The organism is Cupriavidus sp. 2SB (assembly GCF_005503625.1).
GTDB lineage: Bacteria > Pseudomonadota > Gammaproteobacteria > Burkholderiales > Burkholderiaceae > Cupriavidus.
This window is the reverse complement of sequence record NZ_SCMX01000013.1, coordinates 89416-114751: the sequence shown is the minus strand read 5'-3', so window position 1 is coordinate 114751 and position 25336 is coordinate 89416. Positions and strand designations below refer to the sequence as shown.

Below are 25336 nucleotides of genomic sequence, written 5' to 3'. Positions count from 1 at the left end.
GACCACCTGCTTGACTTGTTTGCCGCGCTCGGCGCGCTCTGCATCCTGGCCGTCTGCATCGTCATGATCGCGATGTCGATTTCGCGCGAGACACAAATCGTGCTCAAGGGCGGCGACGACATCGTCTCCTGGCTCTGCGCCGCATCGGCCTTCCTCGTCCTTGGCCAGACCTTCCAGCACGGCGGCATCGTCCGCGTGGAAATGCTTCTTGAGGCCGTAGGTCCGAAGCGCCGATGGGTGCTCGAAATCCTCTCGCTCTCCATCTGCCTCGTGTTCGCCGGTTATGCCGCGTGGGCGCTCGGCACGTTCGCGTGGCAAAGCTGGGACATCGGCGATGTCTCGCAAGGCCAGATCGTGATTCCGCTGTGGATTCCGCAAAGTTTCGCCGTAGTCGGCGCGCTCGGCTTCCTGCTGGCCGTGGCCGACGAATGGCTGCGCGTGGTGCGCCACCAGAAGCCGCGCTACCAATTGGCACAGGAAGCCAAGCTGGCGTCGGGCGATTTCGGGGAGACGGTCTGATGAGCACCGTACTTGTTGCATTGATCCTGCTGCTCGTGATGATCGTATTCCTCGCGATCGGCGCATGGATTCCGGTGGCTATTGCGGTCACGTCGTGGGTGGGACTCGTCGTGTTTTCGGATCACGACGCACTGGTCAACCTTGCCAACTCCTGGTGGTCGTCGAGCGCGTCCTACACGCTGGCCTCGCTGCCACTGTTCGTGTGGATGGGCGAGATTCTGTTCCGCACCAAGCTCTCCGAGCAGATGTTCAACGGCCTGTCGCCGTGGTTGAACTGGCTGCCGGGACGGCTGATGCACGTGAACATCCTGGGATGCGGCATCTTCGGCTCGGTGTCGGGGTCATCGGCGGCTACCTGCGCAACCATCGCCAAGTCCGCCCTGCCCGAACTCACGCGGCGCGGCTACGACGAGCGCATCACGCTGGGGTCCCTTTCGTGCGCCGGCACGCTGGGCATCCTGATACCGCCGTCTATCACGATGGTGGTGTATGCGGTGTCCGCCGATGTGTCGATCATCCGCGTGTTCCTGGCAGGCTTCCTGCCCGGACTGCTGCTGATGCTGCTGTTCTCGGGATACATCGTGGTCTGGGCGCTGGCCAATCCGTCGAAAACACCCAAGGCCGAAACCTTCGGCTGGCGGGCGCGGCTGGCGTCGATCAAGCAACTGATGCCCTGCATCATCCTGATCGCGTTCATCACGTGGATCATGATCACCGGCTACTCCACGGCGACCGAGGCGGCGGCGTATGGCGTGGTGGCATCGCTCGGGCTGGCCTGGGCGGGCGGATCGCTCACGCGCAAGGCGTTCTGGGAGAGCCTGATGTCGGCCACCCGGCTGACCGCGATGATCATGTTCGTGCTGGGCGCCACCTCGTTCCTGTCCGTTACGATGAGCTTCACCGGCATTCCGCGTGCGTTGGCCGAATGGGTGGCGGCGCTGCATCTCTCGCCCTGGGCGTTGATCGCGGTGCTGACCGTCATCTACATCATCCTGGGCACGGCGCTCGACGGCATCTCGATGATCGCGCTAACCACCGCAACCGTACTCCCGATGGTGCAGGCCGCGGGCTTCGACCTGGTGTGGTTCGGCATCTTCATCGTGCTGCTGGTGGAGATTGCAGAGGTGACACCGCCCGTGGGCTTCAACCTCTTCGTCCTGCAGAGCATGACCGGGAAGGACAGCAACTACATCGCCCGCGTGTCGCTGCCGTTCTTCATGATGATGGTGGTTGCCATCGGGATCATCACCATCTGGCCCACCGTGGTGACATGGCTGCCGGACCTCGTCATGGCGAAGGAACTCAAGTAGCGGCAACGCAAGCAACACGGAGGCGGGGTGGGCGCGGCGCTTCGGATGGGGCAGAATCGTGGAAGATCCGCTCGCGCCCCGCACAGCACCCGATGAACACTGCCGCGCCACCCTGCTCCGCGTCACCCTCCGCGCCGGTCCCCGACGCCGCATGGAGGTCGCTCGACGCTGCCGCCATCGCCAATCCCACGCCGCTCTATGACGTGGCCGCGATCCGCCAGATCGAGCAGGCCGGACTCGACACCACGCCGCCGTTCACGCTGATGTCGCGTGCCGGTACAGCGGCGGCGGACTGGGTGAGCCAGCACGTACCCGAGGGCCGCATCCTGTTTCTGGCCGGACGTGGCAACAACGGCGGCGACGCGCTGGTGGCGGCCACGCGCCTGCACCAAGCCGGCCGGCTCGTGGAAGCGTGGCTGATCGCCGAGGCCGACCAGTTGCCCGCCGATGCCGCGCGCGCCTGGCTCGACGCGCGCACGGCCGGCGTGCCGCTGCTCGCCATGCATCCCGATCCCGACGCCGCCCTGCCGCCATGGCCGGCCGGCTGCGCCGCCGTGGTCGATGGCCTGCTCGGCATCGGCCTGAACCGCAGCGCGGACGGCAACGTGGCGCGCTGGATCGCGCATCTCAATACCTCGCACCTGCCTGTGTACGCCCTCGACGTGCCGAGCGGACTGTTTGCGGATACCGGCGCCGGCCAACCCGCCGTGCGTGCACAGCGCACCCTGACCTTCCTCGCCGCCAAGCCCGGACTGCTGACACTCGATGGGCGCGATTGCGCAGGCGATATCGATATCGCACCGCTCGGTCTCGATGCCAGCCAGCCCTCCCCTGCGCCCGTGGCCATGGTCAACCAGCCGGGCGGCTTCGTGCGCGCCCTGCCCCGGCGCGATCACGCCGGCAACAAGGGGCGCTACGGCAACGTGGCGGTAATCGGTGGCTGCCATGGCATGACCGGCGCTCCCCTGCTCGGCGCCCGCGCGGCGCTCCATCTTGGGGCCGGACGCGTGCATGTGGGATTCCTCGCGCAGCCCGCGCCGGCCATCGACCCCGTGCATCCGGAACTGATGCTGCATGCGCTATCCGAACTGGCGCTCGACGGCATGTCGGCCATCGTCGCCGGCCCTGGCATGGGCAACGGCACCGCCGCCCGCAAACACCTGTCGCAACTGTTCGATGTGTGCGCCAATGCGGAACCCACCATTCCGATCGTGCTCGATGCCGACGCATTGAACCTGCTCGCGGCCGACACTGGCTTGCGCGACCAGATGCGAGCCAGCGGTCTCGACTGCATCCTGACCCCGCACCCGCTCGAAGCCGCCCGCCTGCTGGGCAGCAGCGTGTCCGAGGTCCAGCGCGACCGCCTGGCCACCGCACACGCGCTGGCAGCCCAGTGGCACGCGACCATCGTGCTCAAGGGGTCCGGCACGATTATCGCCACTCCCGATGACGCACCACCTGCCATCAATCCCACTGGCAATGCCGGCCTGTCCACCGCCGGCACGGGCGACGTGCTGGCGGGCATGATCGGTGCCTTGCTCGCCCAAGGCGTACCCGCGGCCGCCGCCGCACGAGCCGCCGTCTGGATCCATGGCCGCGCGGCGGATCGGCTCGTCGACGCCGGCACCGGGCCGGCTGGCATGACGGCGAGCGAACTCTACCTGCCCGCCCGGGCCACACTCAACGCATTGCTCGAAGGCCGTCCGGCATGAGTCGTTTTGCCATACTGGACGGCGACGATAGCTCGCGCCGTCAACTCCTCACGGGCATCGGTCTGCTCGTGATCGGTCAATGGATACTGAGCCTGCTCGACGCCACGGGCAAGACCCTGACCCAGCAAGGCTTGCCCGTGGTGGCCGTGGCCTGGGTCCGCTATCTCGGCCACGTCGCGGCCATCTTCCTGCTGATCGGCCCCACGCGCTGGCAGCAGCTATCGCGCCCCGCCGTGCCCCGGCTGCAATGGCTGCGCGGTGCGCTGATGCTGGCCTCGACGCTCGTTTTCTTCAGCGTATTGAAGCTGATGCCGTTGGCTACCGCCACGGCGCTGAACTTCTGCGCACCGCTGATCGTGGTAGCGCTGTCGCCATGCCTGCTGGGCGAGCGTCCCGGCGTGCATGCTCGCTGGATGCGCTGGATCGGCGTCATCATCGGCTTTGGCGGCATGCTCGTGGTAGTGCGTCCCGGTGGCGAACTCAACTCGCTCGGGGTGGGATTGGGGTTGCTGTCGGCGCTACTCTTCGCGCTGCTGCAGATGCTCACGCGCCGCATCGCCGCGTATGACGCACCGATGACAACGCTGATCCAGAGCGGCGTGACCGGCGCCACGCTGACCACCCTGCTCGTGCCCTTCTTCTGGTTCGAGGCCATGCCGACGCTGATGCAGTGCGCGCTGCTGCTGTCGGCCGGACTGACCGGCTCCCTCGGCCACTACTTCGTGATTCGTGCCTTCCAGTATGCCGATGCTTCGTTCCTGAGCCCGTTCCTGTACCTGCAGATCTTCTCCGCGACCATCGTCGGCTACCTCGCTTTCGGGCACCTGCCCGACTGGACCACCGCGCTCGGCATCGCCGTGATCTGCGTAGGCGGCCTGTGCGTGGCGGGCGGCGAACCGCTGCTGCGCCGTGTGGCCGCGCGGTTGCGGCGTTGAGGCGTACCGCGCGTGCGATGGCGCACATAGGGCGCCAGGCGTCGGACAACGACCGATAGGTTGTCGCGCTACAGGCTGTTAAGGTTGCCGATGATGCAAGCGCCGTTACTTTTTGCAGCCACTTCAGGCTTTTGACATCACATCTGCGCGAATATACTTGTCACTGCCCCCGCACAATGCAGCCGGGCCGTCTCACCGATTTCCAGAAGAACGCATGCCGACTGAACTCCACGCCTGGACCACCCTTCGCCAACACTTCGATGCCATCCGCCATACGCCGATGCAGCAGTGGTTTGCCGAAGCCGAGGCCGCACGCCGGGTCGAGGACTTTTCGCTGGAAGCCGCCGGGCTCTACCTGGACTACTCCAAGAACCGCATCACGTTCGAAACCTTCGCACTGCTGATGAAGCTGGCCGAAGAAGCGGGCGTCACCCAGCGCCGCGACGCCATGTTTGCGGGCGAACACATCAACACCACCGAGGATCGCGCCGCGCTGCACGTGGCGCTACGCGCGCTACCCGAGGCGCCGTTCAAGGTCGATGGTCAGTCGGTGATGCCGGGCATCCACGACGTACTGCGCCGCATGCGCGATTTCGCGGACCGCGTGCGCACCGGCGCCTGGACCGGCTTCACCGGCCAGCCCATCCTGGACATCGTGAACATCGGTATTGGCGGCTCCGACCTCGGCCCACGCATGGTATGCCGCGCGCTGGCCCACCTGGCCGATCCACGCGGTCCCCGCATGCACTTCGTGTCAAACGTCGATGGCACCGAACTGGCAGAGACGCTGGTACGTCTCGATCCGGCCCGCACGCTGGTGATCGTCTGCTCCAAGACCTTCACCACGCTGGAAACCATGGCCAACGCATGCAGCATGCGCGAGTGGTTCCTCCAGAACGGCGTGGCCGAGAACCAGCTCGCACGGCATTTCGTAGCGGTCTCGACCAATCGCGAGGCGGTGGTCAAGTTCGGCATCGACCCGGACAACATGTTCGAATTCTGGGACTGGATCGGCGGACGCTTCTCGCTGTGGTCGTCGGTAGGCTTGTCGATCGCCTTGGCCGTAGGCTTCGACGCGTTCGAAGACCTGCTGCTCGGCGGCCGGGCCATGGACGACCATTTCCGCACCGCCCCGCTCGCGCGCAACATGCCCGTGGTGCTGGGGATGCTCGGCATCTGGTATCGCAATTTCTTCGACATGCCCACGAGCTGCATGGCGCCCTATTCCACGTCGCTCGAACTCTTTCCGGCCTTCCTGCAGCAACTGGAGATGGAGAGCAACGGCAAGTCGGTGCAACTCAATGGCGATCCGGTGCACGTGGACACCTCGCCTGTGGTCTGGGGCACGGCCGGCACCAACGGTCAGCATGCCTACTTTCAGATGATTCACCAAGGCTCGCAGGTGGTGCCCGTGGACTTCGTGGCCCCGCTGGTGCCCCCGCGTGAATTGCCGGGGCATCATGCCAAGCTGCTGGCCAATTGCTTTGCACAGGCGGAGGCGCTGATGCGTGGCCGCAGCGCCGAGGAACTGCGCGCGGCTGGCGTCAACGACGAAGCCCGTATCCCGCACATGGTGTTCGACGGCAACCGCCCGAGCAATACGTTACTGATGGAAGATCTGACACCGCACGTGCTGGGCGCGCTGATCGCGCTCTACGAGCATCGCACGTTCGTGCAGGGCGTGGTCTGGAACATCAACTCGTTCGACCAATGGGGCGTGGAGCTTGGCAAGATTCTCGCCCGCCCCATCGAATCCGAACTGACCGGCAAGGGCACGGCCGTGCACGATGCATCGACCGCCTCGCTGATCGCCCGCGCCCGTGACGTGCTGGCGCGCGGCTGATCCGCCTTCCTTCGATTCAGATTTCCGTACCCATCAACTCGTCGCTGGCCACCCGGCCGGCGTCGATGGTCAGGATGCGACCGCAACGCGCCGCCACGGAGCGGTCATGCGTGACCAGCACCAGCGTGGAACCGGCATCGCGGTTCAGCTCGAACATCAACGCGATCACGGCCTCGCCCGTGGCCGTATCGAGGCTCCCGGTGGGCTCGTCCGCAAACAGGATGTCGGGCCGGGCCACGAATGCGCGGGCCAGCGCCACGCGCTGCTGCTCGCCGCCCGACAGCGTGCGCGGATAATGCGTCAGCCGCTTGCCGAGTCCCACGCGCTCCAGCATCTCCGTGGCACGCTCGCGGACGCGATCCGTCTCGCCGCGCAACTCAAGGGGCAGCATCACGTTCTCCAGCGCGGTCAGGTGGCCGACCAGCTGGAACGACTGGAACACGAAACCGACATGGCGTCCCCGCAGCGCGGCGCGCTGGTCTTCGTCGAGCTGGAACAGATCCTGCCCGTGCAGGCGCACCGCCCCATTGCTCGGGAGATCGAGCCCGGCGAGCAGGCCCAGCAGCGTGGACTTGCCGGAACCCGATGCACCGACAATGGCAAGCGTTTCGCCAGCCGTGACGGAAAACGAGACGTCGTGCAAAATCGTCAGCGAACCCGTCGTGTCGGCTACGGTCTTTCCGAGTGACTCGACAGCAAGAATGGAAGAGGACATGCGCGAGAAGATTGGAAACGGAATTGGAAATGGGGCACGCCGACGATTGGTGGCGGCTTGTATTGCGACCACGCTCGCCGCGTTCGGTTCGCTGACGTTGCCGGCAATCGCCCAAACATCGAACCAGGCGTCGGCACCCGCCGTGCTCGTCCTGGGCGACAGCCTCTCGGCCGAGTACGGCATTGCACGTGGCACCGGATGGGTCAACCTGCTGCAGGAACGCCTGCGCCGCGAGCGGTTCGATTATAGCGTCGTCAATGCAAGCATCAGTGGCGAGACCACGGTGGGCGGCAAGACGCGCCTGCCTGACCTGCTCAAGCGCCACAAGCCCGCCGTGGTCATCGTGGAACTCGGTGCCAACGATGCCCTGCGCGGTCTCTCGCTGCAATCGACCGAGACCAACCTGCGCGGCATCGTCAGCGACGCCAAGAAGACCGGCGCCAAGGTCGTACTCGTAGGTATGCGTATTCCGCCGAACTACGGGCAAGACTACACCGAACGCTTCTTCGCGCTGTACACAAAGCTGGCCAAGGAACTCGGCACGCAGTTGGTGCCGTTCTTCCTCGACAAGGTCATCACGCGCGCCGACTGGTTTCAGGACGATCGGATCCACCCCACCTCGGCAGCCCAGGCTACGTTGCTGGATAACGTATGGCCGGCACTGCAACCGTTACTCAATGCACCCGGCAAGGCACGCTGAACGCACGACATTTCGACAATGCATTGCCAAACAAAAAGCCCCTGAGACAGGCAATATCTCAGGGGCTTTTTGCTGGGATCAGCCAGATCAGTTGGCTGGCTGGCTTTCCTCGGCCTTGGCCGGGCGCAGGATCTTGACCTTCGCCTTGGCCTTGAGCGCGTCATAGTACGCGGCCAGTTCAGTCTGACCAGCCAGTTGGCTCAGTTGCTGCGCATCGGCATCACGCTGGCCCGGATTCGCTGCGGGGGGCGTGCTCACCTTCGTCACGCGATAAATCGCGTACCCCTCGGCACCCAGATCCACGCCCACCACTGACGGCAGCTTGGTGGCATCGGCACGCATGATCGCATCGACAGCCTTCGGCGGCAGGCCATCGGCCTTGGCGCGCGATACCACGATCGTGGCGCCGAAACCGTCGGCGTTGCCGCCCTTCTTCAGCGCCTCAAGGCGTGCTTCGCCATCCTTGCGTGCCAGTTCGGCTGCCTGTTGCGCAATGTAAGCCTGACGCACCTGCGCTTCGACATCCTCGAACTTGCGCGCCGCCGCCGGACGATAGTCCACGACACGGGCCGCCACCAGGGTGGTGGGACCCACTTGCACGGCTTCGGTATTGCGCTTGTTCTTGAGCACGTCGTCGCTGAACAGGGCCTTGAGCAGCTTCTCGTTGTTCAGCGGGCTATCCTTGCCCAGCGCCGGGTTTGGCTGACGCGTGACGTTGTCCGCGGTCTGGATCGTCAGCTTGAACTTGTCGGCAGCCGGCTTGAGGCTGTCGGACTGCTCGTACACCGTATTGCCGAACGCATCCGCCTGCTCCGCATACTTCTTGCTGGCCAGTTGCTTCTTCAGCTCGGCTTCGAGTTCCGGACGCACGGCATCCAGCGGCTGCGTTTCCGCCGGCTTGATGCCCGTCAGCTTGATGATGTGATACCCGTAGTCGGTCTCGACCAGATCGCTGATCTGGCCATCCTTGAGGGCATACATTGCGTCCTCGAACGGCTTGACCAGTGCGCCATGACCCATGAAGCCGAGGTCTCCACCCTTCTCCGCCGAACCCGGGTCTTGCGAGTTCTTCTTCGCCACGTCAGCGAACGTCTCGGGATGCTTCTTGACTTCGGCCAGCAGCTTCTCGGCCTTCTCCTTGGCAGCCTTACGGTCGGCGTCCTTGCCGTCCTTCGGCGCGGCGATCAGGATGTGGCTCGCGCGGCGTTGCTCTTCCGTGCGGAAGCGCTGGATGTTGCTGTCGTAGTAGGACTTCAGTTCTTCCGGCGTGACGGCCTGGCTTGCGGCCAGCGCTTCGCCCGACAGTACAACGTACTCGACCTTGGCCTCTTCGGGCGTGGTGTACGCCGACAGGTGCGATTCGTAGTATGCCTTCAGCGCGGCCTCATCGGGCTTCACCTTGGACGTGAAGTCAGCCGACTTGATCGTCAGCGGCTGCACATCGCGTTGCTGGTCGCGGATGGCGATCAGGCGATCCAGCAACGACTTCGGTACGAATGACGTGGTACCCACGGCGGCGCCCAGTTGCTGCGTGGCCAACTCGAAGCGCATGCGGCTATCGAGCTGCTCGGGCGTCATGCCCTGCTGCGCAAGCAACTGCACATAGGCTTTCTCGTCGAACGTACCATCGGGGCCACGCAGTTGCGCAATCGCCGGAATGGCCTGGATGGCATCGCGCACTTGCGTGTCGGACACGGTCAGGTGTTTCTTCTCGGTGGCATCAGCCACCACGCGCTGCTGGATCAACTGGTCCAGCACAGACTGGCGCGCTGCCGCGCCTTCGAACATGCGCGGGTCATAGTTGTTGCCCAGCATCTGGCGCATGCGCTCGCTCTGGTCTCGCACCACGTTGTCGACTTCCTGCACGGTGATGGTACGGCCATCCACCTTGGCCACATCGTGCGAGCCATCCATGAAGCGCGAGTAGCTCTCGACGCCGAAGAACACGAACGACGGGAAGACGAGCACCAGCAGCAGCAAAAGCATCAGGCGCCGGTTATTGCGTACGAAATCAAGCATGCTGATCGGAAAATGGGTTGGGCCGAAGGCCGATGGACAAACCCTGCGATTCTAGCAGGAGCGGGACACCAGACCTGCGGAAAGTGCGGTGTGGCTTTCTGTGAGGTCAGGAGATGCTGCTAACGAACGATGGACGCGCATGACGGGTCCATCGTTCGGGGGCTCGCCTACATACCGCAGGCCGCGGATTCGCTTGCAAGCGAATCCCTTCTCGCCCCGCCGGGAGCTGCGCAGACAGCTCCCTCCCCACCACCAAAAAAAATGCCCGCTTGCGCGGGCATTCTCTTTTTTTGGCGGAGTGGACGGGGCTCGCCTACATACCGCAGGCCGCGGAATCGCTTGCAAGCGATTCCCTTCTCGCCCCGCCGGGAGCTGCGCAGGCAGCTCCCTCCCCACCACCAAAAAAAATGCCCGCTTCCGCGGGCATTCTCTTTTTTTGGCGGAGTGGACGGGGCTCGAACCCGCGACCCCCGGCGTGACAGGCCGGTATTCTAACCAACTGAACTACCACTCCTGAATTGGGCCCTTCGAGGCAGCTGCAGCGCGATGGTGAATGGTGGGTGCTGAGGGGCTCGAACCCCCGACCTACGCCTTGTAAGGGCGCCGCTCTACCAACTGAGCTAAGCACCCATTCGACCATCGCAAGCCATTTGCCTGCTGGGTAATCCCGCTGCGCACGACTCGGCAGTTACTGCTTCGTTGCCGCTGTTTGCGTTGCGAGGCCGCGATTGTAATACGAGAGTTTTCGATTTGCCAAGCGTTGTTTGCGAGATATGCGCCACATCGCCTCATTGGCACCTCAAAACAGAAACGCCGCAGGTTCTACCCTGCGGCGTTTCCGATTTTCACAGCGATTCCTGCAGCGTTACGACTCAGTGATGAATGCGTTCCACCTGCGAAGCTGCCTTGTCTGCCACATCGGCAGGCTTGGCTTCTTCATCGGGCAGCGCCTCGGGCTTGCGCTCCAGCGCCAGCTCCAGCACCTTGTCGATCCAGCGCACCGGCACGATCTCGATGGCGTTCTTGACGTTATCGGGAATGTCCGCGAGATCCTTGACGTTCTCCTCGGGGATCAGCGCCAGCTTGATGCCGCCACGATGGGCTGCCAGCAGCTTTTCCTTGAGGCCACCGATCGGCAACACTTCGCCGCGCAGCGTGATCTCGCCAGTCATCGCCACGTCGGCACGCACCGGAATCCCGGTCAGCACCGACACCAGCACGGTCGTCATCGCGATACCGGCCGACGGACCATCCTTCGGCGTGGCACCTTCAGGCACGTGGATGTGAATGTCGCGCTTCTCGAACATCTCATCCGCGATACCCAGGCGACGCGCCCGCGAACGCACCACCGACCGCGCAGCCTCGACCGACTCCTTCATCACGTCGCCCAGCGAACCCGTGCGAGAGATGTTGCCCTTGCCCGGCATGATCGCGGCTTCGATCGTCAGCAGGTCGCCGCCCACTTCGGTCCATGCGAGGCCAGTCACTTGCCCCACCTGGTTTTCCTTGTTGGCCAGGCCGAAGTCGTACTTGCGCACGCCAAGGAATTTGTCGAGGTTCTCGGAATCCACCTTGACCGCGCCCGATTCCTTCTTCAGCAGCAGCAGCTTGACCACCTTGCGGGCGATCTTCGACACTTCGCGTTCCAGCGACCGCACACCCGCTTCACGCGTGTAGTAACGGATGATGTCGCGAATCGCAGCTTCCGTGACTTCGATCTCGCCAACCTTCAGGCCATTGTTGCGAATCTGCTTGGGCAGCAGGTAGCGCGTGGCGATGTTGACTTTCTCGTCCTCGGTGTAGCCCGACAGGCGAATCACTTCCATCCGGTCCAGCAGCGGCGGCGGAATGTTCAGCGAGTTAGACGTCGCCACGAACATCACATCGGACAAGTCGAAGTCCACTTCGATGTAGTGGTCCTGGAACGTGTGGTTCTGTTCCGGGTCCAGAACTTCGAGCAGTGCCGACGACGGATCGCCACGGAAATCCATGCCCATCTTGTCGATTTCGTCGAGCAGGAAAAGCGGGTTGCGCACGCCGACCTTCGACAAGCTCTGCAGGATCTTGCCCGGCATCGAACCGATGTACGTACGACGGTGGCCGCGGATCTCGGCTTCGTCACGTACGCCACCCAGCGCCATGCGCACGAACTTGCGGTTCGTCGCACGTGCCACCGACTGGCCCAGCGAGGTCTTGCCCACGCCGGGAGGCCCAACCAGGCACAGGATCGGCGCCTTGACCTTGTCCACGCGCTGTTGCACGGCAAGATACTCAAGGATGCGTTCCTTGACCTTCTCCAGACCATAATGATCTTCGTCGAGTACACGCTCGGCGTTGGTCAGGTCGTTGTTGACCTTGCTCTTCTTGCGCCACGGCAGGTTCACCAGCGTGTCGATGTAGTTCCGCACGACGGTGGCTTCCGCCGACATCGGCGACATCAGCTTGAGCTTCTTGAACTCGGCATCGGCCTTCTTCTTGGCCTCCTTGGGCATGCGGGCAGCCTTGATGCGCTTGTCCAGCTCTTCAAGGTCAGCACCTTCCTCGCCCTCGCCCAGCTCCTTCTGGATCGCCTTGACCTGTTCGTTCAGGTAGTACTCGCGCTGGCTCTTCTCCATCTGGCGCTTGACGCGGCCACGGATGCGCTTTTCCACCTGCAGGATGTCGATCTCGCCTTCGAGCTGCGACAGCAGGCTCTCCAAGCGCTCGGTCACCTTCACCATTTCCAGGATCTTCTGCTTCTGCTCGAGCTTGATCGGCAGATGCGCGGCAATGGTGTCGGCCAGGCGGCCAGCCTCGTCGATACCCGACAGCGACGTCAGGATCTCGGGAGGAATCTTCTTGTTCAGCTTCACATACTGGTCGAACTGCGACACGATCGCGCGGCGCAGGGCCTCGGTCTCGGCCGATTCGACGGCAGCGGGCGGCACGGGCACGGCTTCGCACATGAAATGCGAGTCGTCTTCGCTCACCTCGGTGATGTTTGCACGCTGCGTGCCTTCCACGAGCACCTTCACGGTGCCGTCAGGCAATTTCAGCATTTGCAGGATGTTGGCGATGCAGCCGACCTCGTACAGGTCTTCGGCAGTAGGTTCGTCCTTGGCAGCCGTTTTCTGGGCCACGAGCATGATGCTCTTGCCCGACTCCATCGCAGTCTCAAGCGCCTTGATGGACTTCGGGCGACCCACGAACAGCGGGATCACCATGTGCGGAAACACCACCACGTCGCGCAGCGGCAACAGTGGGAGGCGAATCGGCTCAGCCGGGAGGAGTTGTGTTCCGGACATCATTTTCCCCAGTCAGTCATATAAGGCGTAAATAGGGTCGCGGGTTTCGATTGCAAGATACCCATCATCAATTCCCGGCGCAGACCAACATGCTGCAAACTGCACTTGCGACCCCCAGTGAAACAGCATACCCGCGTTTTCTCCGGTTCGTTTGTGGAATTGAAGAAAAAAAGCCGCTCGCTTCCCAGCGAACGGCCGCTTGAATTTTCGCCTGTGTTGCAGGGACCACGTGGGTCCATCCGTTGGGCGTCAGATAACCTCGCGTGTCAGTTGGACCCGGCCACCTTGGGCTGCTGCTCTTCGTACACCAGGAGCGGCGGCGCATCGCCGGTGATCGTGTTTTCGTCGATCACCACTTTCTGCACACCCTTGTAGTTCGGCAGTTCGTACATCACGTCCATCAGCGACTGCTCGAGGATCGAGCGCAGGCCGCGCGCGCCGGTCTTGCGACGGATCGCCTTGCGGGCGATGGCGGTCAGTGCGGCCGGACGAATCTCGAGCTCCACGCCTTCCATGGCCAGCAGCTTCTGATACTGCTTGACCAGCGCGTTCTTGGGCTCGACCAGGATCTGCATCAGCGCCGCCTCGTCCAGCTTGGCCAGCGTCGCCACGACGGGCAGGCGCCCGATGAGTTCCGGAATCAGGCCGAACTTGATCAGGTCTTCCGGCTCTGTCTGCGGCAATACCTCGCTGACTTCCCGTTCTTCCTTGCTCTGCACCTGCGCGTCGAAACCGATGCCAGTCTTGTCGGAACGTTGCATGATGACCTTTTCCAGGCCATCAAACGCACCGCCGCAGATAAACAGAATGTTGGTCGTGTCGACCTGCAGGAAATCCTGATTCGGATGTTTCCGACCACCTTGCGGCGGTACCGAGGCCATGGTGCCCTCGACCAGTTTCAGCAGTGCCTGCTGTACGCCTTCGCCGGAAACATCGCGCGTGATCGACGGGTTGTCCGACTTGCGCGAAATCTTGTCGATTTCGTCGATATATACGATGCCCCGCTGCGCCTTCTCGACTTCGTAATTGCAGTTCTGCAGAAGCTTCTGGATGATGTTCTCGACGTCCTCACCCACATATCCGGCTTCGGTCAGCGTGGTCGCGTCGGCGATCACGAACGGCACGTTCAGCAGACGGGCCAGCGTCTGCGCCAGCAGCGTCTTGCCGGAACCGGTCGGACCGATCAGCAGGATATTGCTCTTCGACAACTCGACTTCGTCCTTCTTGCCGAGGTGTTTCAGACGCTTGTAATGGTTGTAGACCGCGACGGCCAAAATCTTCTTGGCCTGCTCCTGCCCGATCACATACTGATCCAGGCTTTCGCGGATTTCGTGAGGCGTCGGCAGATCCGAGCGCGTCGTGGCGGCGGCGTCCTTGTCGGTCGCGGCGGCCTCGTCACGGATGATCTCGTTGCACAGGTCGATGCATTCGTCGCAAATGAACACCGACGGGCCGGCGATCAGCTTCTTGACCTCGTGCTGGCTCTTGCCGCAGAACGAGCAGTACAGAAGCTTCTCACTGGATGAACCTTTTTTATCCGCCATAGGAATCGTCACATTAGCAGTGTGGTTCCCGTCGGAAAGAGCCCAACGGGAAACGCATTAAACGCATCATACGCCAAAACAATTGGCACAGTCGGCGGCGGCCCCCACGTGTGGGGCAAAACGCAAAAACGAGGCGCGTGGCCTCGTTCCGGTGTAGCCTGCGTCATTCAACGCAGCCATGCGGCAGGCGTCCGGCCTGTCGACACTACCCGGACGGTTCCGAGCATATCGCAACCGGACAGGCATGCCGGCACACCGGCCCGAACCTTAACCGCGGCGGGAAATCACCTTGTCGATCAGACCGTAGTCCACTGCCTGATCGCCACTCATGAAGTTGTCGCGATCGGTGTCGCGTGCAATCTTCTCGACCGGCTGACCAGTCACCTCGGACAAGATGCTATTCAGGCGTTCGCGCAGATACAGGATCTCGCGTGCCTGAATCTCGATGTCCGATGCCTGACCGCGTGCACCACCCAACGGTTGGTGGATCATGATGCGCGAGTTCGGCAGCGCGCTGCGCTTGCCCTTGGCGCCTGCTGCCAGCAGGAAGGCGCCCATGCTCGCGGCCATGCCCATGCACAGCGTCTGCACGTCCGGTTTGACGAACTGCATCGTGTCGTAGATCGCCAGACCCGCGGAAACAGAACCACCGGGCGAGTTGATGTACAGCGACACGTCCTTGTCCGGGTTTTCACTTTCCAGGAACAGCAGTTGGGCCACTACGAGGTTTGCGGTCTGGTCGTTAACTTCACCGACCATGAAAATGACGCGTTCCTTGAGCAGGCGCGAGTAGATGTCATACGCGCGCTCGCCCCGGCCGGACTGCTCGACAACCATCGGCACCAGCCCGAGGCCCTGGGTTTCCAGGGCCGAAGCCTGCGTGGTGGCCAGACGATCAAGCAAATCATTGCGGGTCATGCAGGTTCTCCAGATATTCAGGAATGGCGTCGATCAGCCAGCGCGCGAGGCCGATCGACGTTGGCCGGTGCCGCCTGGCTATCCAGCCCGGCAGCTTCCGGCCATGCCCGACCTCAGGCTTGCTCGGGCGCGGCAGTCAATTCCTCGAACGAAACCGACTTGTCCGAGACCTTGGCCTTGTCGCACACGAAATTTACCACGTTGTTTTCGAGCACGTAGGCTTCCATCTCGGCCAGGCGCTGCTGGTCACCGTAGTACCAGCGCATGACTTCCTTCGGGTCTTCGTAGCTCTTGGCGAAGTCTTCGATCTCGGCCTTGACCTGGTCGGGCTTGGCTTCCAGGCCGTTGGCCTTGACGATCTCGGCCAGGATCAGACCCAGCTTCACGCGGCGCTCGGCCTGTTGCGCGAACATCTCGGCCGGAATCGGCATGTCCTTGGCGTTCGGCATACCGCGCTGTTCCAGATCGCGACGAGCCATTTCCACCAGACGTTCCTGGTCTTGCTCGACCAGTGCCTTCGGCACGTCCAGTTCGCTGACCTTCAGCAGGGCTTCCATGACCTGGTCCTTCAGCATGGAATGCGTACGGCGCTTGACTTCGCGCTCCAGGTTTTCGCGGATGTCGGCGCGCATCTTCTCGACGCTGCCGTCGGCGATACCGAGCGACTTGGCAAACGTGTCATCCACTTCCGGCAGGTGCGCCCACTCCACCTTCTTCAGCGTGACCGTGAACGAGGCGGTCTTGCCGGCCACTTCCTTGCCGTGGTAATCCTCGGGGAACGTCAGCGGGAACGTCTTGCTTTCGCCTTCCTTCAGGCCCAGCGTGGCGGCTTCGAACTCGGGCAGCATGCGGCCTTCGCCCAGCACGTACACAAAGTCTTCGGCCTTGCCGCCGGCGAATTCCACGTCGTCGATCTTGCCAACGAAGTCGATGGTCACGCGGTCGCCGTTCTTGGCTGCCACGTCGCCGCCACCGTCACCATGCGCGCCGGCTTCGCCGCGCGGGTGGTAGTGAACACGCTGCTTGCGCAGGATGTCGACGGTCTTGTCGATTTCGGCGTCGCCGATTTCGGTCTTGGTACGCGTCACTTCGGCGGCGGTCAGGTCACCGATCTTGACTTCCGGGTACACCTCGAAGGTGGCTTCGAATGCCACTTCATCTTCCGACACGCCCTCGGTCTTGAGATCGAACTTCGGCTGGCCGGCAACCTTCACTTCCTGGGCCTGCGTGATATCGAAGAACTTGCGGGCAGCCTTGTCGAAGCGGACTTCGAACTCGACCTGCTGGCCATATTGCTTCTCGACCATCTTCATCGGCACCTTGCCGGGGCGGAAGCCGGACATCTTCACGGTCTTCGACAGACGGACCAGGCGTTCCTGGGTTTCCTTCTGCACTTCGGCCTTGGGGATAGCCAGGGTTACCTTGCGGTCCAGCTTGCCGAGGTTTTCAATGTTCGACATGGTCGTCAATCCAATCCAGAAATGTTGTGGTCAGCGCAAGCATTTGCGCCCTACTGTTTGCGCCTGTCTGCGCGCCGCTCGCCTGGCCGCGACCAGCACTTGCGGAAAAGCCCCGCGCAGACGGAAAACGCGGATTATCGCACGATTTTCTTTGGGTTCCGGCAGTTTTTACCCTATGCGGTCCTGATCCGGCTCCGGACGCGGGACTGCCGCATCGGTCAGTTGACCGTGGCGCAGCGCCCGCAGCAGCAGGCGGGCGGGGTCGATGGCATCGGCCAGGTCGGACTCCAGCGGCAACGGCTCGCCGTCCACCTGGCTGGCAATCAGTTCCGCGCCCAGCGTTGCCCATGTGAGGCCGCGCGACGCATATGCAAGTGCCGTATAAAGACCCGGCATCCGGGGCAGATCGCGGAGGTGTGCCCCACGCAGGCCACCCACCTGCGCCATCGCCAACACTTGTGCCGCATCGGGCATGGCCCCAATGAGCGGCAGGCGATTGTGAGTGACCGTGCGCACGCCCACATAGCCGTGCAGGGTCTTGGGATCGATGGCCTCGATGGCGGCAGCCTGCGCCGGCAGCAGCGACGCCAGCCGCGCAAGGTTTTCAGCATGGACCGAAGCACTCTGCACGAGCGGGCCTTCGTCATCCTCATAGCTGGAGCCGAAGCGCGTACCGCCGCTCTCATCACGCGGCAGCAGATACCCGTTTCCCGTCACCACGCAGTCGGGCCAGCTACCCGCCGCGACGGCCTGGGCGGCATCGAAATCTGTCAATTGCCCGCGGACGCGGCGCAGCGCCAGGAACTCGTTGGATACCAGCCGCTCGGCCTCGTGCGCATTGGCGAGCACCAGCACGGGAGCGCTGGCCAGCACGTTGCCCGAGGCATCCCGTGCCACCCATTGGCCTTCCACATGTGCGATCGCCGCGACGCGGCGGCCGAAGTGCGCGTCAACCGCCTCGCCGGCCTGCGCCAGTTGCGCCCGGCAGATATCGGGGGGCGCGACCCAGCCCCCGCGTGGAAACCACAGACCACCGCGCGGCACGGCGGCGCCGTGGCGCGCGGCCGCTTCTTCGGCAGTCATCCAACGCACGAACGACTCGGGAAAACCCAGCGTGGCCAGCGCCGCGTTCTGCACGGCGCAGTCGGCCTCGTCCTCGCCAATCTGCAGCACGCCGCAGCCATGCCAGCCTACGGGGTGGCCTGCTGTTTCAAGGGCCTCCCAAGCGCGCAACGCATACAGGTTTCCAGCCCGCGACAAGCGCGACAACTGGCTGTCATCAGGAGACATGTGCGCATGCATGGCCGCAGCACGGTGGCCCGAGGTCTGTCGCGACGGACCCTCGTGAACATCGAAAAGCGAGATTCGCCAACCGCGTGCGGCAAGCCGTTCGGTCACCGCGCAGCCGGCCAGACCGGCACCGATCACGATGGCATGGCGGTCCGGCCACTGCGCGGCATCGGGCGGCGCATGACGGCGCACCTTCCAGGCAGGCGCAAAGCGCGCCGTGATCATCTCAGTTCCGCTATCGACCTCGAAGCCCATGGACCGCAGCCCTCCCACCACGTCGAGGGTGGCTGGTGTCGCCAGCGTGGCGCCCTTGCGGGCGAGTCGCGCCATGCCGCGCAGGATCGCATCGACGTTCGTTTCATCGCTGAAGGTGTCGTCCAGATAGAACGCATCGGCGCCGAGCGCCAGCTTGGACAGCATCGCCTCCACATTGCCGAACGCCAGCGTCAGCACAACGGCCCCGCCTTCAAACGTAAGGCGATGCAGGCCCGGCAATGCATCGGGCCATGCCCGCTCCAGTGTCTCGGTCAAGGGCGCGAGGGCATCCTCGTCGACATGCCACGCAGAGAGATCACGCGGCGAGGCGTCGATGGCCACAAAGTGAAGGCGGCCACACCGTTGCGGATCGCGCCGCCACGCTTCCCATGTGGCGAGGAAGTTCAGGCCTTGTCCGAAGCGGGTCTCGACCACAACGAACTGGTCACGTCCCGACCAATTTCCGGGCAATCCGTTGCCGCCCAGGAATACGCGTTGTGCTCGCGCAAGCGGCGTCTCGTCATCGACGGAATGAGGGGCGGGAGGTGCGATATCGCGCGGCATGGTGAGGATGGATACGACCGGAAATGGCGGCGGATGGTAGCATAGCGCCCTCCTCGCAAACCGCCCGGCAGGCCTCGTGTGGCCGCTGTCTGGCGATCGTTTGCGTGCCGTCATTTCCCCCTGCCATGCTCAGCTATCGTCACGCCTTCCATGCCGGCAACCATGCCGATGTCCTCAAGCACGCCGTTGTGGTTCAGTTGCTGGACTACCTCACGCAAAAGGACAAGCCGTTCTGGTACGTCGACACCCATGCAGGCGCCGGCCTGTATGCGCTCGATCATGCCTACGCCCAGAAGAAGTCCGAGTTCGAGACCGGCATTGGCCCGCTGTGGCGCGCAGCGCAAGGTGGTAACGAACTGCCGGAGATGCTGGAAGCCTACCTGGAGCAGGTGCGCGAATTGAATCGTGATGGAACCCTGAAGCACTATCCGGGGTCCCCGTGGCTGGCCTGGCAGATGCTGCGCGAACCGGATCGTCTGCGCCTGTTCGAGTTGCACAGCACCGAGATCCAGGTACTGCGCGACAACTTTCGGGGCGCAGGCCGCAAGGTCATGCTCTATGACGGCGACGGCTTCAACGGCATCAAGGCCATCCTGCCTCCGCCGCCGCGCCGCGCGCTGGTACTCATCGACCCATCGTATGAGGACAAGCAGGACTATGCGCGCACGCTCGACACGCTAAAAGCCGGCCTGGAGCGCTTTGCCACGGGCATGTATGCGATCTGGTATCCCCAGGTGCAGCGCCGCGAATCGATGCAGTTGCCCGCGCAACTCGAACGCCTGCCGCTGAAAAGCTGGCTGCACGTGACGCTCACCGTGAAACATCCCGTGGAGGGGGGGCTGGGCCTGCACGGCAGCGGCATGTTCGTCGTCAATCCGCCGTGGACACTCCACGCCGCACTTGAGGAAGCGATGCCCAAGCTCGTGGAATTGCTGGGCCAGGACGGCGGCGCGGCATTCACGCTCGAATCGCTCGAAAACTGAGCATCATGCCCACGCCGATGCCCACCGCATCGGCGCACAGATCGAGCCAAGACGCTTCGCGATATCCGGTCATGGACTGGAGCCACTCGATCAATACCCCATAGACGATCAGCCCTCCTGCCACTCGCCAAAGGCGACCGGGCCATGCCCGCGCGGCCAGCCACGTGAGTACGCTGAAAGCCAGGACATGATTCGACTTGTCCCACCCGGTGGTAGGTTCGGGCATGCCGGGCGGCAACAAGGAAAGCGCCAGCACGGCCACCGAGCAAACGGTGAACAGTACGCGGCACTGAAAAAGCGTGGGACGGCGCATCCAGAAGTCCATGGCGAGAGACAAGCGCCATCGTACACGCCACTGTCACCACGTTGCGTGGGACAAAGCCAGACGATACAGGCGATTCTCAGGACAAGATTCTGAGATTGACGCAAAGAAACGCTTTAGCCAAGCAGTGTGCGAACTGCCTGAGAACTAGCGGAATCTGGCCGATGATTGGCGGACTATGGAATGGATGGTGACGTGTAGATATTTCGTCACAAAAAAGATGGTTGGTGCGAGGGAGGGGACTCGAACCCCTACACCATTGCTGGCGTCAGGACCTAAACCTGGTGCGTCTACCAATTTCGCCACCCTCGCGGTCCTTGGAAACGGCTTCGGAAAACAAAAAAGGCGGCTGGAACTGCCCGCCTTTTCTTGCTTGTGGCGCATGGCGCGCCGGAAGCCGGTCCGTGCCGCTGGCGTGACTGCAGCCTGCGGCGTAATGAGGATGCGGATTGTATCGTAAGGCGAACAGGGAATCCAGCCCCCTGCCCGCTTCGTCGATCTTCGGTTACTTCCGTCCCCGGATAAACGCAATCACCAGCACGGTGGCACACGCTTCCAGTGCGGCCACGAAATACAGCCCCGATGAGAGCTGGCCGGTGGTGCTCTTGAACCAGCCGATGGTGTAAGGCGCCACGAAGCCGGCCAGGTTGCCGATCGAGTTGATCAGGGCGATGCCGCCCGCTGCTGCGGTGCCGGTCAGGAAGGCCGAGGGCAACGACCAGAAGACCGGGAACGCAGCCAGGATGCCGATGGAGGCGATGGTTAGTGCCACCAGGGCCAGCACGGCGCTGTGCAGCCAGAAGCCGGTCAGGGTCAGGCCCACTGCGGCGATCAGGGTTGCGATGGCGCAGTGCATGCGGCGCTCGCCGGTGCGGTCCGAGTGGATGCCGTTGAGCACCATGGCGATGGTGCCGGCCACGAACGGGATGGCTGAGATCAGGCCGATCTGCAGGTTGCCGTGTACGCCCAGCTCCTTGATGATCGACGGCGACCAGAACGCGATGGTGGCGTTGCCGCTGACCACGCAGAAATAAATCGCGGCGCAGATCCATACGCGCGAGTTGGCAAACGCGTCCTTCAGGTGTGCATGCTTGGACGGGTCGCGGGCTTCGGCGTCCACGTCGCTGGTAACGATGGCCTGTTCGCGGGCGCTGAGCCACTTCGCATTGACGGGCTTCTCGGGCAGGAAGGCGAGCACGGCGAAGCCAGCCAGCACCGACGGGATGCCCTCGATCACGAACAGCCATTGCCAGTTGGCCAGGCCATCCACGCCATCCATCACGCTCATGATGAAACCGGCGAGCGGGCCGCCGACCACGCCGGCGATGGCGAACGAGGTCATGAACAGGCCGTTGATGCGCGCACGGCGGGCGGCCGGGAACCAGTAGGTCAGGTACAGCACCACGCCCGGAAAGAAGCCGGCTTCGAAAATGCCCAGCATGAAGCGCAGCGTGTAGAACTGCATCGGCGTCTTCACGAAGATCATCGCCATCGACGCCAGACCCCAGAGGATGGTGATCCGCGCCAGCGTCTTGCGCGCGCCGATCTTCTCCAGCAGCAGGTTGCTCGGCACTTCGAACAGAAAGTAGCCGATGAAGAAAATCCCTGCGCCCAGGCCGTACACGGCCTCGCTGAACTGCAGGTCCTGCAGCATCTGGAGCTTGGCAAAGCCCACGTTGACGCGGTCGATCCACGCCAGGATGAACAGGAAGACGAGGAACGGGATCAGGCGCACGGTGATCTTGCGGTACGCCTCGCTGCGTTGCTGGGCCAGTTCCGCAGGCGGCAGGCTGTCCAGGGCGCCAGGGGCGCCGGTCATCACGGAAGACATCGGTGACTACTCCTTGGGTGTGGTGGGCGGGACCTCGCTACGTTGGCGAGGCCCTCTCGCAATGCGCTGTGCTGGCGCTGGCGACGGGCAGCAGAATCCCTGCCCGGTCCGGTTGAATCAGCAACCGGGTATCGGGAATCAAAAAACTTCGGCGAAAACTTCAGCGAGAAATCAGGCCGGTATCAGCCCAATGCGGCTTCGATCGCAGCGGATACCTGCAGCACGCGGGCATCGCTGCCGCGCAGGCCGCACACACCAAGCCCCATCCCTTCGCCCATCGGCAGCGAGCTGGCGCAACCGTCGAGGAAGTTGATGACGCTGGCGTTGCGCAGCACCAGGCCGTTGATCGCGAAGAAGTCCTCGTCGCGCGCAATGGCGTCGAGGCGCGGCGCACGCACGGCCACGCTGGGCATCAGCCACGCATCGGCATCGCGCAGCAGTTCGGCGGCGCGTTGCTGCATGGCGCGGCGTTCGGCCAGCAGCACGATGTAGTCGGCTGCCGTCAGCTTCTCGCCGCGGCGGATACGTTGCGCCACGCGCTGGTCGTACTGGTCGCCCTTGGTCTGCAGCAGTTCACGGTGCCAGGCCCACGCTTCCGCCGCAGTCAGGCCACCTGCCGCGTTGATTTCGGGCAGACGACGCAGTTCGGCAAAGTTGAACTCGACGATCTGCGCGCCTTGTGCCGACAGTCGGGCCAGCGTGGCCTCGAATGCCTGCGCGACTTCTGCGTCCATGCCATCGAGCACGAAATCGCGCGTCACATACAGGCGCAGACCGCGCAACGCTGCGGGACGGGTGTCGAGCGTCTCGCCGCTAAGCACGGCGTCCACGGCCGCGCAGCACGCTACCGAGCGCGCCAGCGGGCCGGCGGAGTCGAGTGAGGTCGAGAGCGGCACGGCGCCGTCGAGCGGCACGCGGCTGGCGGTCGGCTTGAAGCCGGTCAGGCCACAGAATGCCGAGGGGATGCGAATCGAGCCGCCGGTATCGGTGCCGAGTGCGGCCACGGCCATCTGCTCCGCCACGCTCACGGCACCGCCCGACGTGGAACCGCCGCTGAGGCGTTCCGGGTCGAACGGCGACCGCGGCGTGCCGTAGTGCGGATTGAAACCCAGCCCCGAGAACGCAAACTCGCTCATGTTCGTGCGGCCAATCAGCACGGCGCCTGCGGCACGCAAACGCGCCACGGCAGGTGCGTCGGCCTGCGCGGGCGCATTGCCATCGAGTGCCCTCGAACCCGCGCGCGTCACCTGTCCGCGCACATCGAACAGATCCTTGATCGATACGGGCAGGCCAGCAAGCGGCGACGCCACGTTACCGGCCGTGCGGGCCTGGTCGGCGGCACGGGCCTGGGCCAGCGCGCCATTGGCGTCCACGCTCAGGAACGCTGCACCGCCAGCTTTCTGATGGCGGTCGATATTCGCCAGCGCGGCCTCGGTCAGCGCGACACTGGTGGTACGGCCTGCTGCCAATGCGGCGGCGAGTTCGGCAATGGTCGGGGCTGTCATCGTCATCCTCTGTTCCTCAATCTTGTCTGGTCAGGCTACAGCAAGCGTTTCCACGCGATAGGTATGACGCAGCGTACGGTTCCGCACCGGATCATGCAACGCCACTTCAAACGATTCGCCGTGACCCATCTCGCCGATCACAGCCTGCGTGCCGCAGAACATGGCCGTGCCGGGCGGCAATTGCGCCTCGCCAGTCAGGCGCTGGATCAGATCGCGCGGGTCCAGCAGGCGCGTGACCTTGCCTTCCTGATACAGATTGCGCTGGCCGTCGCGTACACGCCAGCAGCGCATTTCCAGCACGTCCCAGTGATCCGCCACCTCATCGAAGCGCCACACGTCGCGGCCCATCGGCTTGGCGCACATCTGCTTGGAGACGGTCACGTCATAGGCTTCCACCTTGCGATCGGTGTGGTCGGAGCCGATGCCGATATACAGCGCGTCCTTGCCCTGCAGCAGCACGAATTCGGTCTCGCCCGAGGAATCATCGCGCGGTACTTCAAGCACATCGTCGGTGGTCAGAAGCTGCGCGGCCAGCGGATAGAACGTGGGCACGGTGGCGGGCGGCTTCACGCCAATGGCGGCCAGTTCGTCGATGTGATGCTGCACGGCGTCGCGGTCGCGGCCGGTCCAGCCAGCGATGATCAGTCGTTCGATGTCGAGGGCGAGTGCGCCCCCGCCGGCTACCTGAAGTTGCAGTGTCGGCATGTCTACTACCTTGTTACGGAGGGGAAAAGTTCGGTCAGAGTGTCCGGATGATGTTCTTCCGGAATTCGTCGATGTGTTCGCGGATGGATTCGCGCACGGCCGGAATGTCGCGGCGCTCAAGGGCGTCCACGATCTCCAGATGCTCCTGGTACACGTTCTCCAGATGCTGCGGATCGGATAGCGACAGGAACCAGAAACGCGCCTGCTTCTCATGCAGGCCGCGCAGCAGTTCGGCCAGTACGCGGTTGCGCGATGCGGCCGACATGGCGGTGTGGAATTTCAAATCGAGCGAGGCCAGTGCCGGGATGTCGCGCCGGGCAATCAGATCCGGCGAGCGATCCACGATATCGCGCATCGCCTTGAAATCGCTGTCGTGGCCGCGCTCGCAGGCCAGCGTGGCGCACAGCACCTCGTTGGTGGCGCGGACCTCGATCATGTCGAGCACCTCGTTCAGCGACAGCGGTGTGACCAGCACACCCTTGCGCGGCAGGATCGATACCAGCCCTTCCACTTCCAGCCGATGCAGCGCCTGATGCACGGGCGTACGACCCAGGCCGATCAACGCCGCAACCTGCGCTTCGATCAGCGGCTCGCCGGGCCGGAATTCGCACGCGATGATGCGGCGCTTGATCTCGGTGTAAGCCTGCTCGCGCATCGCCGCGCCACTCTGGGCAGGCGTCAGCGCGGTGGGAGCGGGATCGGAAGCACCGACCAGTCGGATGGGATTCACCATGGGCGTGAAATCTTGATGCTGCTGTCTTTGAAGTTGCAGTGATACTAGTGTGATATTTCACAGAGCACAACCCGAATCCGATTAGGGTAAACACGATGCAAGGACATGAAATTCGTGGGGTGGCGTATCATCAACCACTCGCCTCGAATCGATTACCGATTCGTTAGTATCTTGGTGCAATATGCGGCC

The 25336-nt window shown here is 63.5% G+C and carries 19 protein-coding genes and 3 tRNA genes; 7 read left to right on the top strand and 15 right to left on the bottom strand.

Annotated elements, in window-relative coordinates:
- The 5 genes from FFS21_RS09055 to pgi all read left to right on the top strand — a co-directional run.
- The coding region (locus FFS21_RS09055; RefSeq protein WP_137924484.1) for a TRAP transporter small permease at positions 1–519 on the top strand (519 nt) is incomplete at its 5' end.
- Positions 519–1829 (top strand): TRAP transporter large permease, encoded by a 1311-nt coding sequence (locus FFS21_RS09050; RefSeq protein ID WP_137924483.1) that lies wholly within the window; start codon positions 519–521, stop codon positions 1827–1829. The genes FFS21_RS09055 and FFS21_RS09050, both read left to right, overlap by 1 nt.
- A gap of 92 nt (positions 1830–1921) precedes the next feature.
- Positions 1922–3541, top strand: a complete 1620-nt coding sequence (locus tag FFS21_RS09045; RefSeq protein ID WP_137924482.1) for an NAD(P)H-hydrate dehydratase — start codon at positions 1922–1924, stop codon at positions 3539–3541.
- Positions 3538–4476 carry a DMT family transporter gene (locus FFS21_RS09040; protein WP_137924481.1) on the top strand — a complete coding sequence of 313 codons (939 nt, stop codon included), beginning with the start codon at positions 3538–3540 and terminating at the stop codon, positions 4474–4476. Before FFS21_RS09045 ends, FFS21_RS09040 begins: the two co-directional genes overlap by 4 nt.
- Before the next feature lie 214 nt (positions 4477–4690).
- Positions 4691–6319, top strand: a complete 1629-nt coding sequence (pgi, locus tag FFS21_RS09035) for a glucose-6-phosphate isomerase (RefSeq protein ID WP_137924480.1) — start codon at positions 4691–4693, stop codon at positions 6317–6319.
- A 16-nt stretch (positions 6320–6335) separates the two neighbouring features.
- On the opposite strand, the gene FFS21_RS09030 is transcribed toward pgi, so the two are convergent.
- Positions 6336–7034, bottom strand: a complete 699-nt coding sequence (locus FFS21_RS09030) for an ABC transporter ATP-binding protein (RefSeq protein WP_137924479.1) — start codon at positions 7032–7034, stop codon at positions 6336–6338.
- On the opposite strand from FFS21_RS09030, the gene FFS21_RS09025 reads away from it, so the two are divergent.
- Positions 7021–7734 carry an arylesterase gene (locus FFS21_RS09025; RefSeq protein ID WP_137924478.1) on the top strand — a complete coding sequence of 238 codons (714 nt, stop codon included), beginning with the start codon at positions 7021–7023 and terminating at the stop codon, positions 7732–7734. The genes FFS21_RS09030 and FFS21_RS09025 overlap by 14 nt on opposite strands.
- 87 nt (positions 7735–7821) lie before the next feature.
- Here the strand turns inward: FFS21_RS09025 and FFS21_RS09020 are convergent, their stop codons facing one another.
- The 8 genes from FFS21_RS09020 to mnmC form a co-directional block, all read right to left on the bottom strand.
- Positions 7822–9753 carry a SurA N-terminal domain-containing protein gene (locus FFS21_RS09020; protein WP_137924477.1) on the bottom strand — a complete coding sequence of 644 codons (1932 nt, stop codon included), beginning with the start codon at positions 9751–9753 and terminating at the stop codon, positions 7822–7824.
- A 437-nt stretch (positions 9754–10190) separates the two neighbouring features.
- Positions 10191–10267, bottom strand: a tRNA-Asp gene (locus tag FFS21_RS09015).
- Positions 10268–10307: 40 nt separating this feature from the next.
- Positions 10308–10383: transfer RNA gene (locus FFS21_RS09010), tRNA-Val, on the bottom strand.
- Positions 10384–10625: 242 nt separating this feature from the next.
- Positions 10626–13037, bottom strand: coding sequence for an endopeptidase La (lon, locus tag FFS21_RS09005; protein WP_137924476.1), 2412 nt, complete (start codon positions 13035–13037; stop codon positions 10626–10628).
- A gap of 266 nt (positions 13038–13303) precedes the next feature.
- Positions 13304–14581, bottom strand: a complete 1278-nt coding sequence (gene clpX / locus FFS21_RS09000; protein ID WP_137924475.1) for an ATP-dependent Clp protease ATP-binding subunit ClpX — start codon at positions 14579–14581, stop codon at positions 13304–13306.
- Positions 14582–14848: 267 nt separating this feature from the next.
- Positions 14849–15499 carry an ATP-dependent Clp endopeptidase proteolytic subunit ClpP gene (gene clpP, locus FFS21_RS08995; protein WP_137924474.1) on the bottom strand — a complete coding sequence of 217 codons (651 nt, stop codon included), beginning with the start codon at positions 15497–15499 and terminating at the stop codon, positions 14849–14851.
- Between the two features lie 113 nt (positions 15500–15612).
- A complete protein-coding gene (tig, locus tag FFS21_RS08990; RefSeq protein WP_137924473.1) occupies positions 15613–16959 on the bottom strand; it encodes a trigger factor in 1347 nt (448 codons plus the stop codon).
- A gap of 168 nt (positions 16960–17127) precedes the next feature.
- Entirely contained in the window at positions 17128–19068 is a 1941-nt protein-coding gene (gene mnmC, locus FFS21_RS08985; RefSeq protein ID WP_137924472.1) for a bifunctional tRNA (5-methylaminomethyl-2-thiouridine)(34)-methyltransferase MnmC2/FAD-dependent 5-carboxymethylaminomethyl-2-thiouridine(34) oxidoreductase MnmC1, read from the bottom strand.
- 125 nt (positions 19069–19193) lie between these two features.
- Here mnmC and FFS21_RS08980 point away from each other — a divergent pair, with 125 nt between their 5' ends.
- A complete protein-coding gene (locus tag FFS21_RS08980; protein ID WP_137924491.1) occupies positions 19194–20051 on the top strand; it encodes a 23S rRNA (adenine(2030)-N(6))-methyltransferase RlmJ in 858 nt (285 codons plus the stop codon).
- Here the strand turns inward: FFS21_RS08980 and FFS21_RS08975 are convergent.
- The 6 genes from FFS21_RS08975 to FFS21_RS08950 all read right to left on the bottom strand — a co-directional run bounded on the left by FFS21_RS08975 (position 20026) and on the right by FFS21_RS08950 (position 25147).
- A complete protein-coding gene (locus FFS21_RS08975) occupies positions 20026–20388 on the bottom strand; it encodes a VanZ family protein (protein ID WP_237380081.1) in 363 nt (120 codons plus the stop codon). The genes FFS21_RS08980 and FFS21_RS08975 overlap by 26 nt on opposite strands.
- A 210-nt stretch (positions 20389–20598) precedes the next feature.
- Positions 20599–20685, bottom strand: a tRNA-Leu gene (locus tag FFS21_RS08970).
- Between the two features lie 193 nt (positions 20686–20878).
- A complete protein-coding gene (locus tag FFS21_RS08965) occupies positions 20879–22204 on the bottom strand; it encodes an MFS transporter (protein WP_137924471.1) in 1326 nt (441 codons plus the stop codon).
- A 182-nt stretch (positions 22205–22386) separates the two neighbouring features.
- Positions 22387–23709 (bottom strand): amidase, encoded by a 1323-nt coding sequence (locus FFS21_RS08960; protein WP_137924490.1) that lies wholly within the window; start codon positions 23707–23709, stop codon positions 22387–22389.
- Between the two features lie 30 nt (positions 23710–23739).
- Entirely contained in the window at positions 23740–24414 is a 675-nt protein-coding gene (locus FFS21_RS08955; RefSeq protein WP_137924470.1) for a DUF2848 domain-containing protein, read from the bottom strand.
- Between the two features lie 34 nt (positions 24415–24448).
- Positions 24449–25147, bottom strand: a complete 699-nt coding sequence (locus tag FFS21_RS08950; RefSeq protein WP_137924469.1) for a GntR family transcriptional regulator — start codon at positions 25145–25147, stop codon at positions 24449–24451.
- Between the last annotated feature and the right edge of the window lie 189 nt (positions 25148–25336).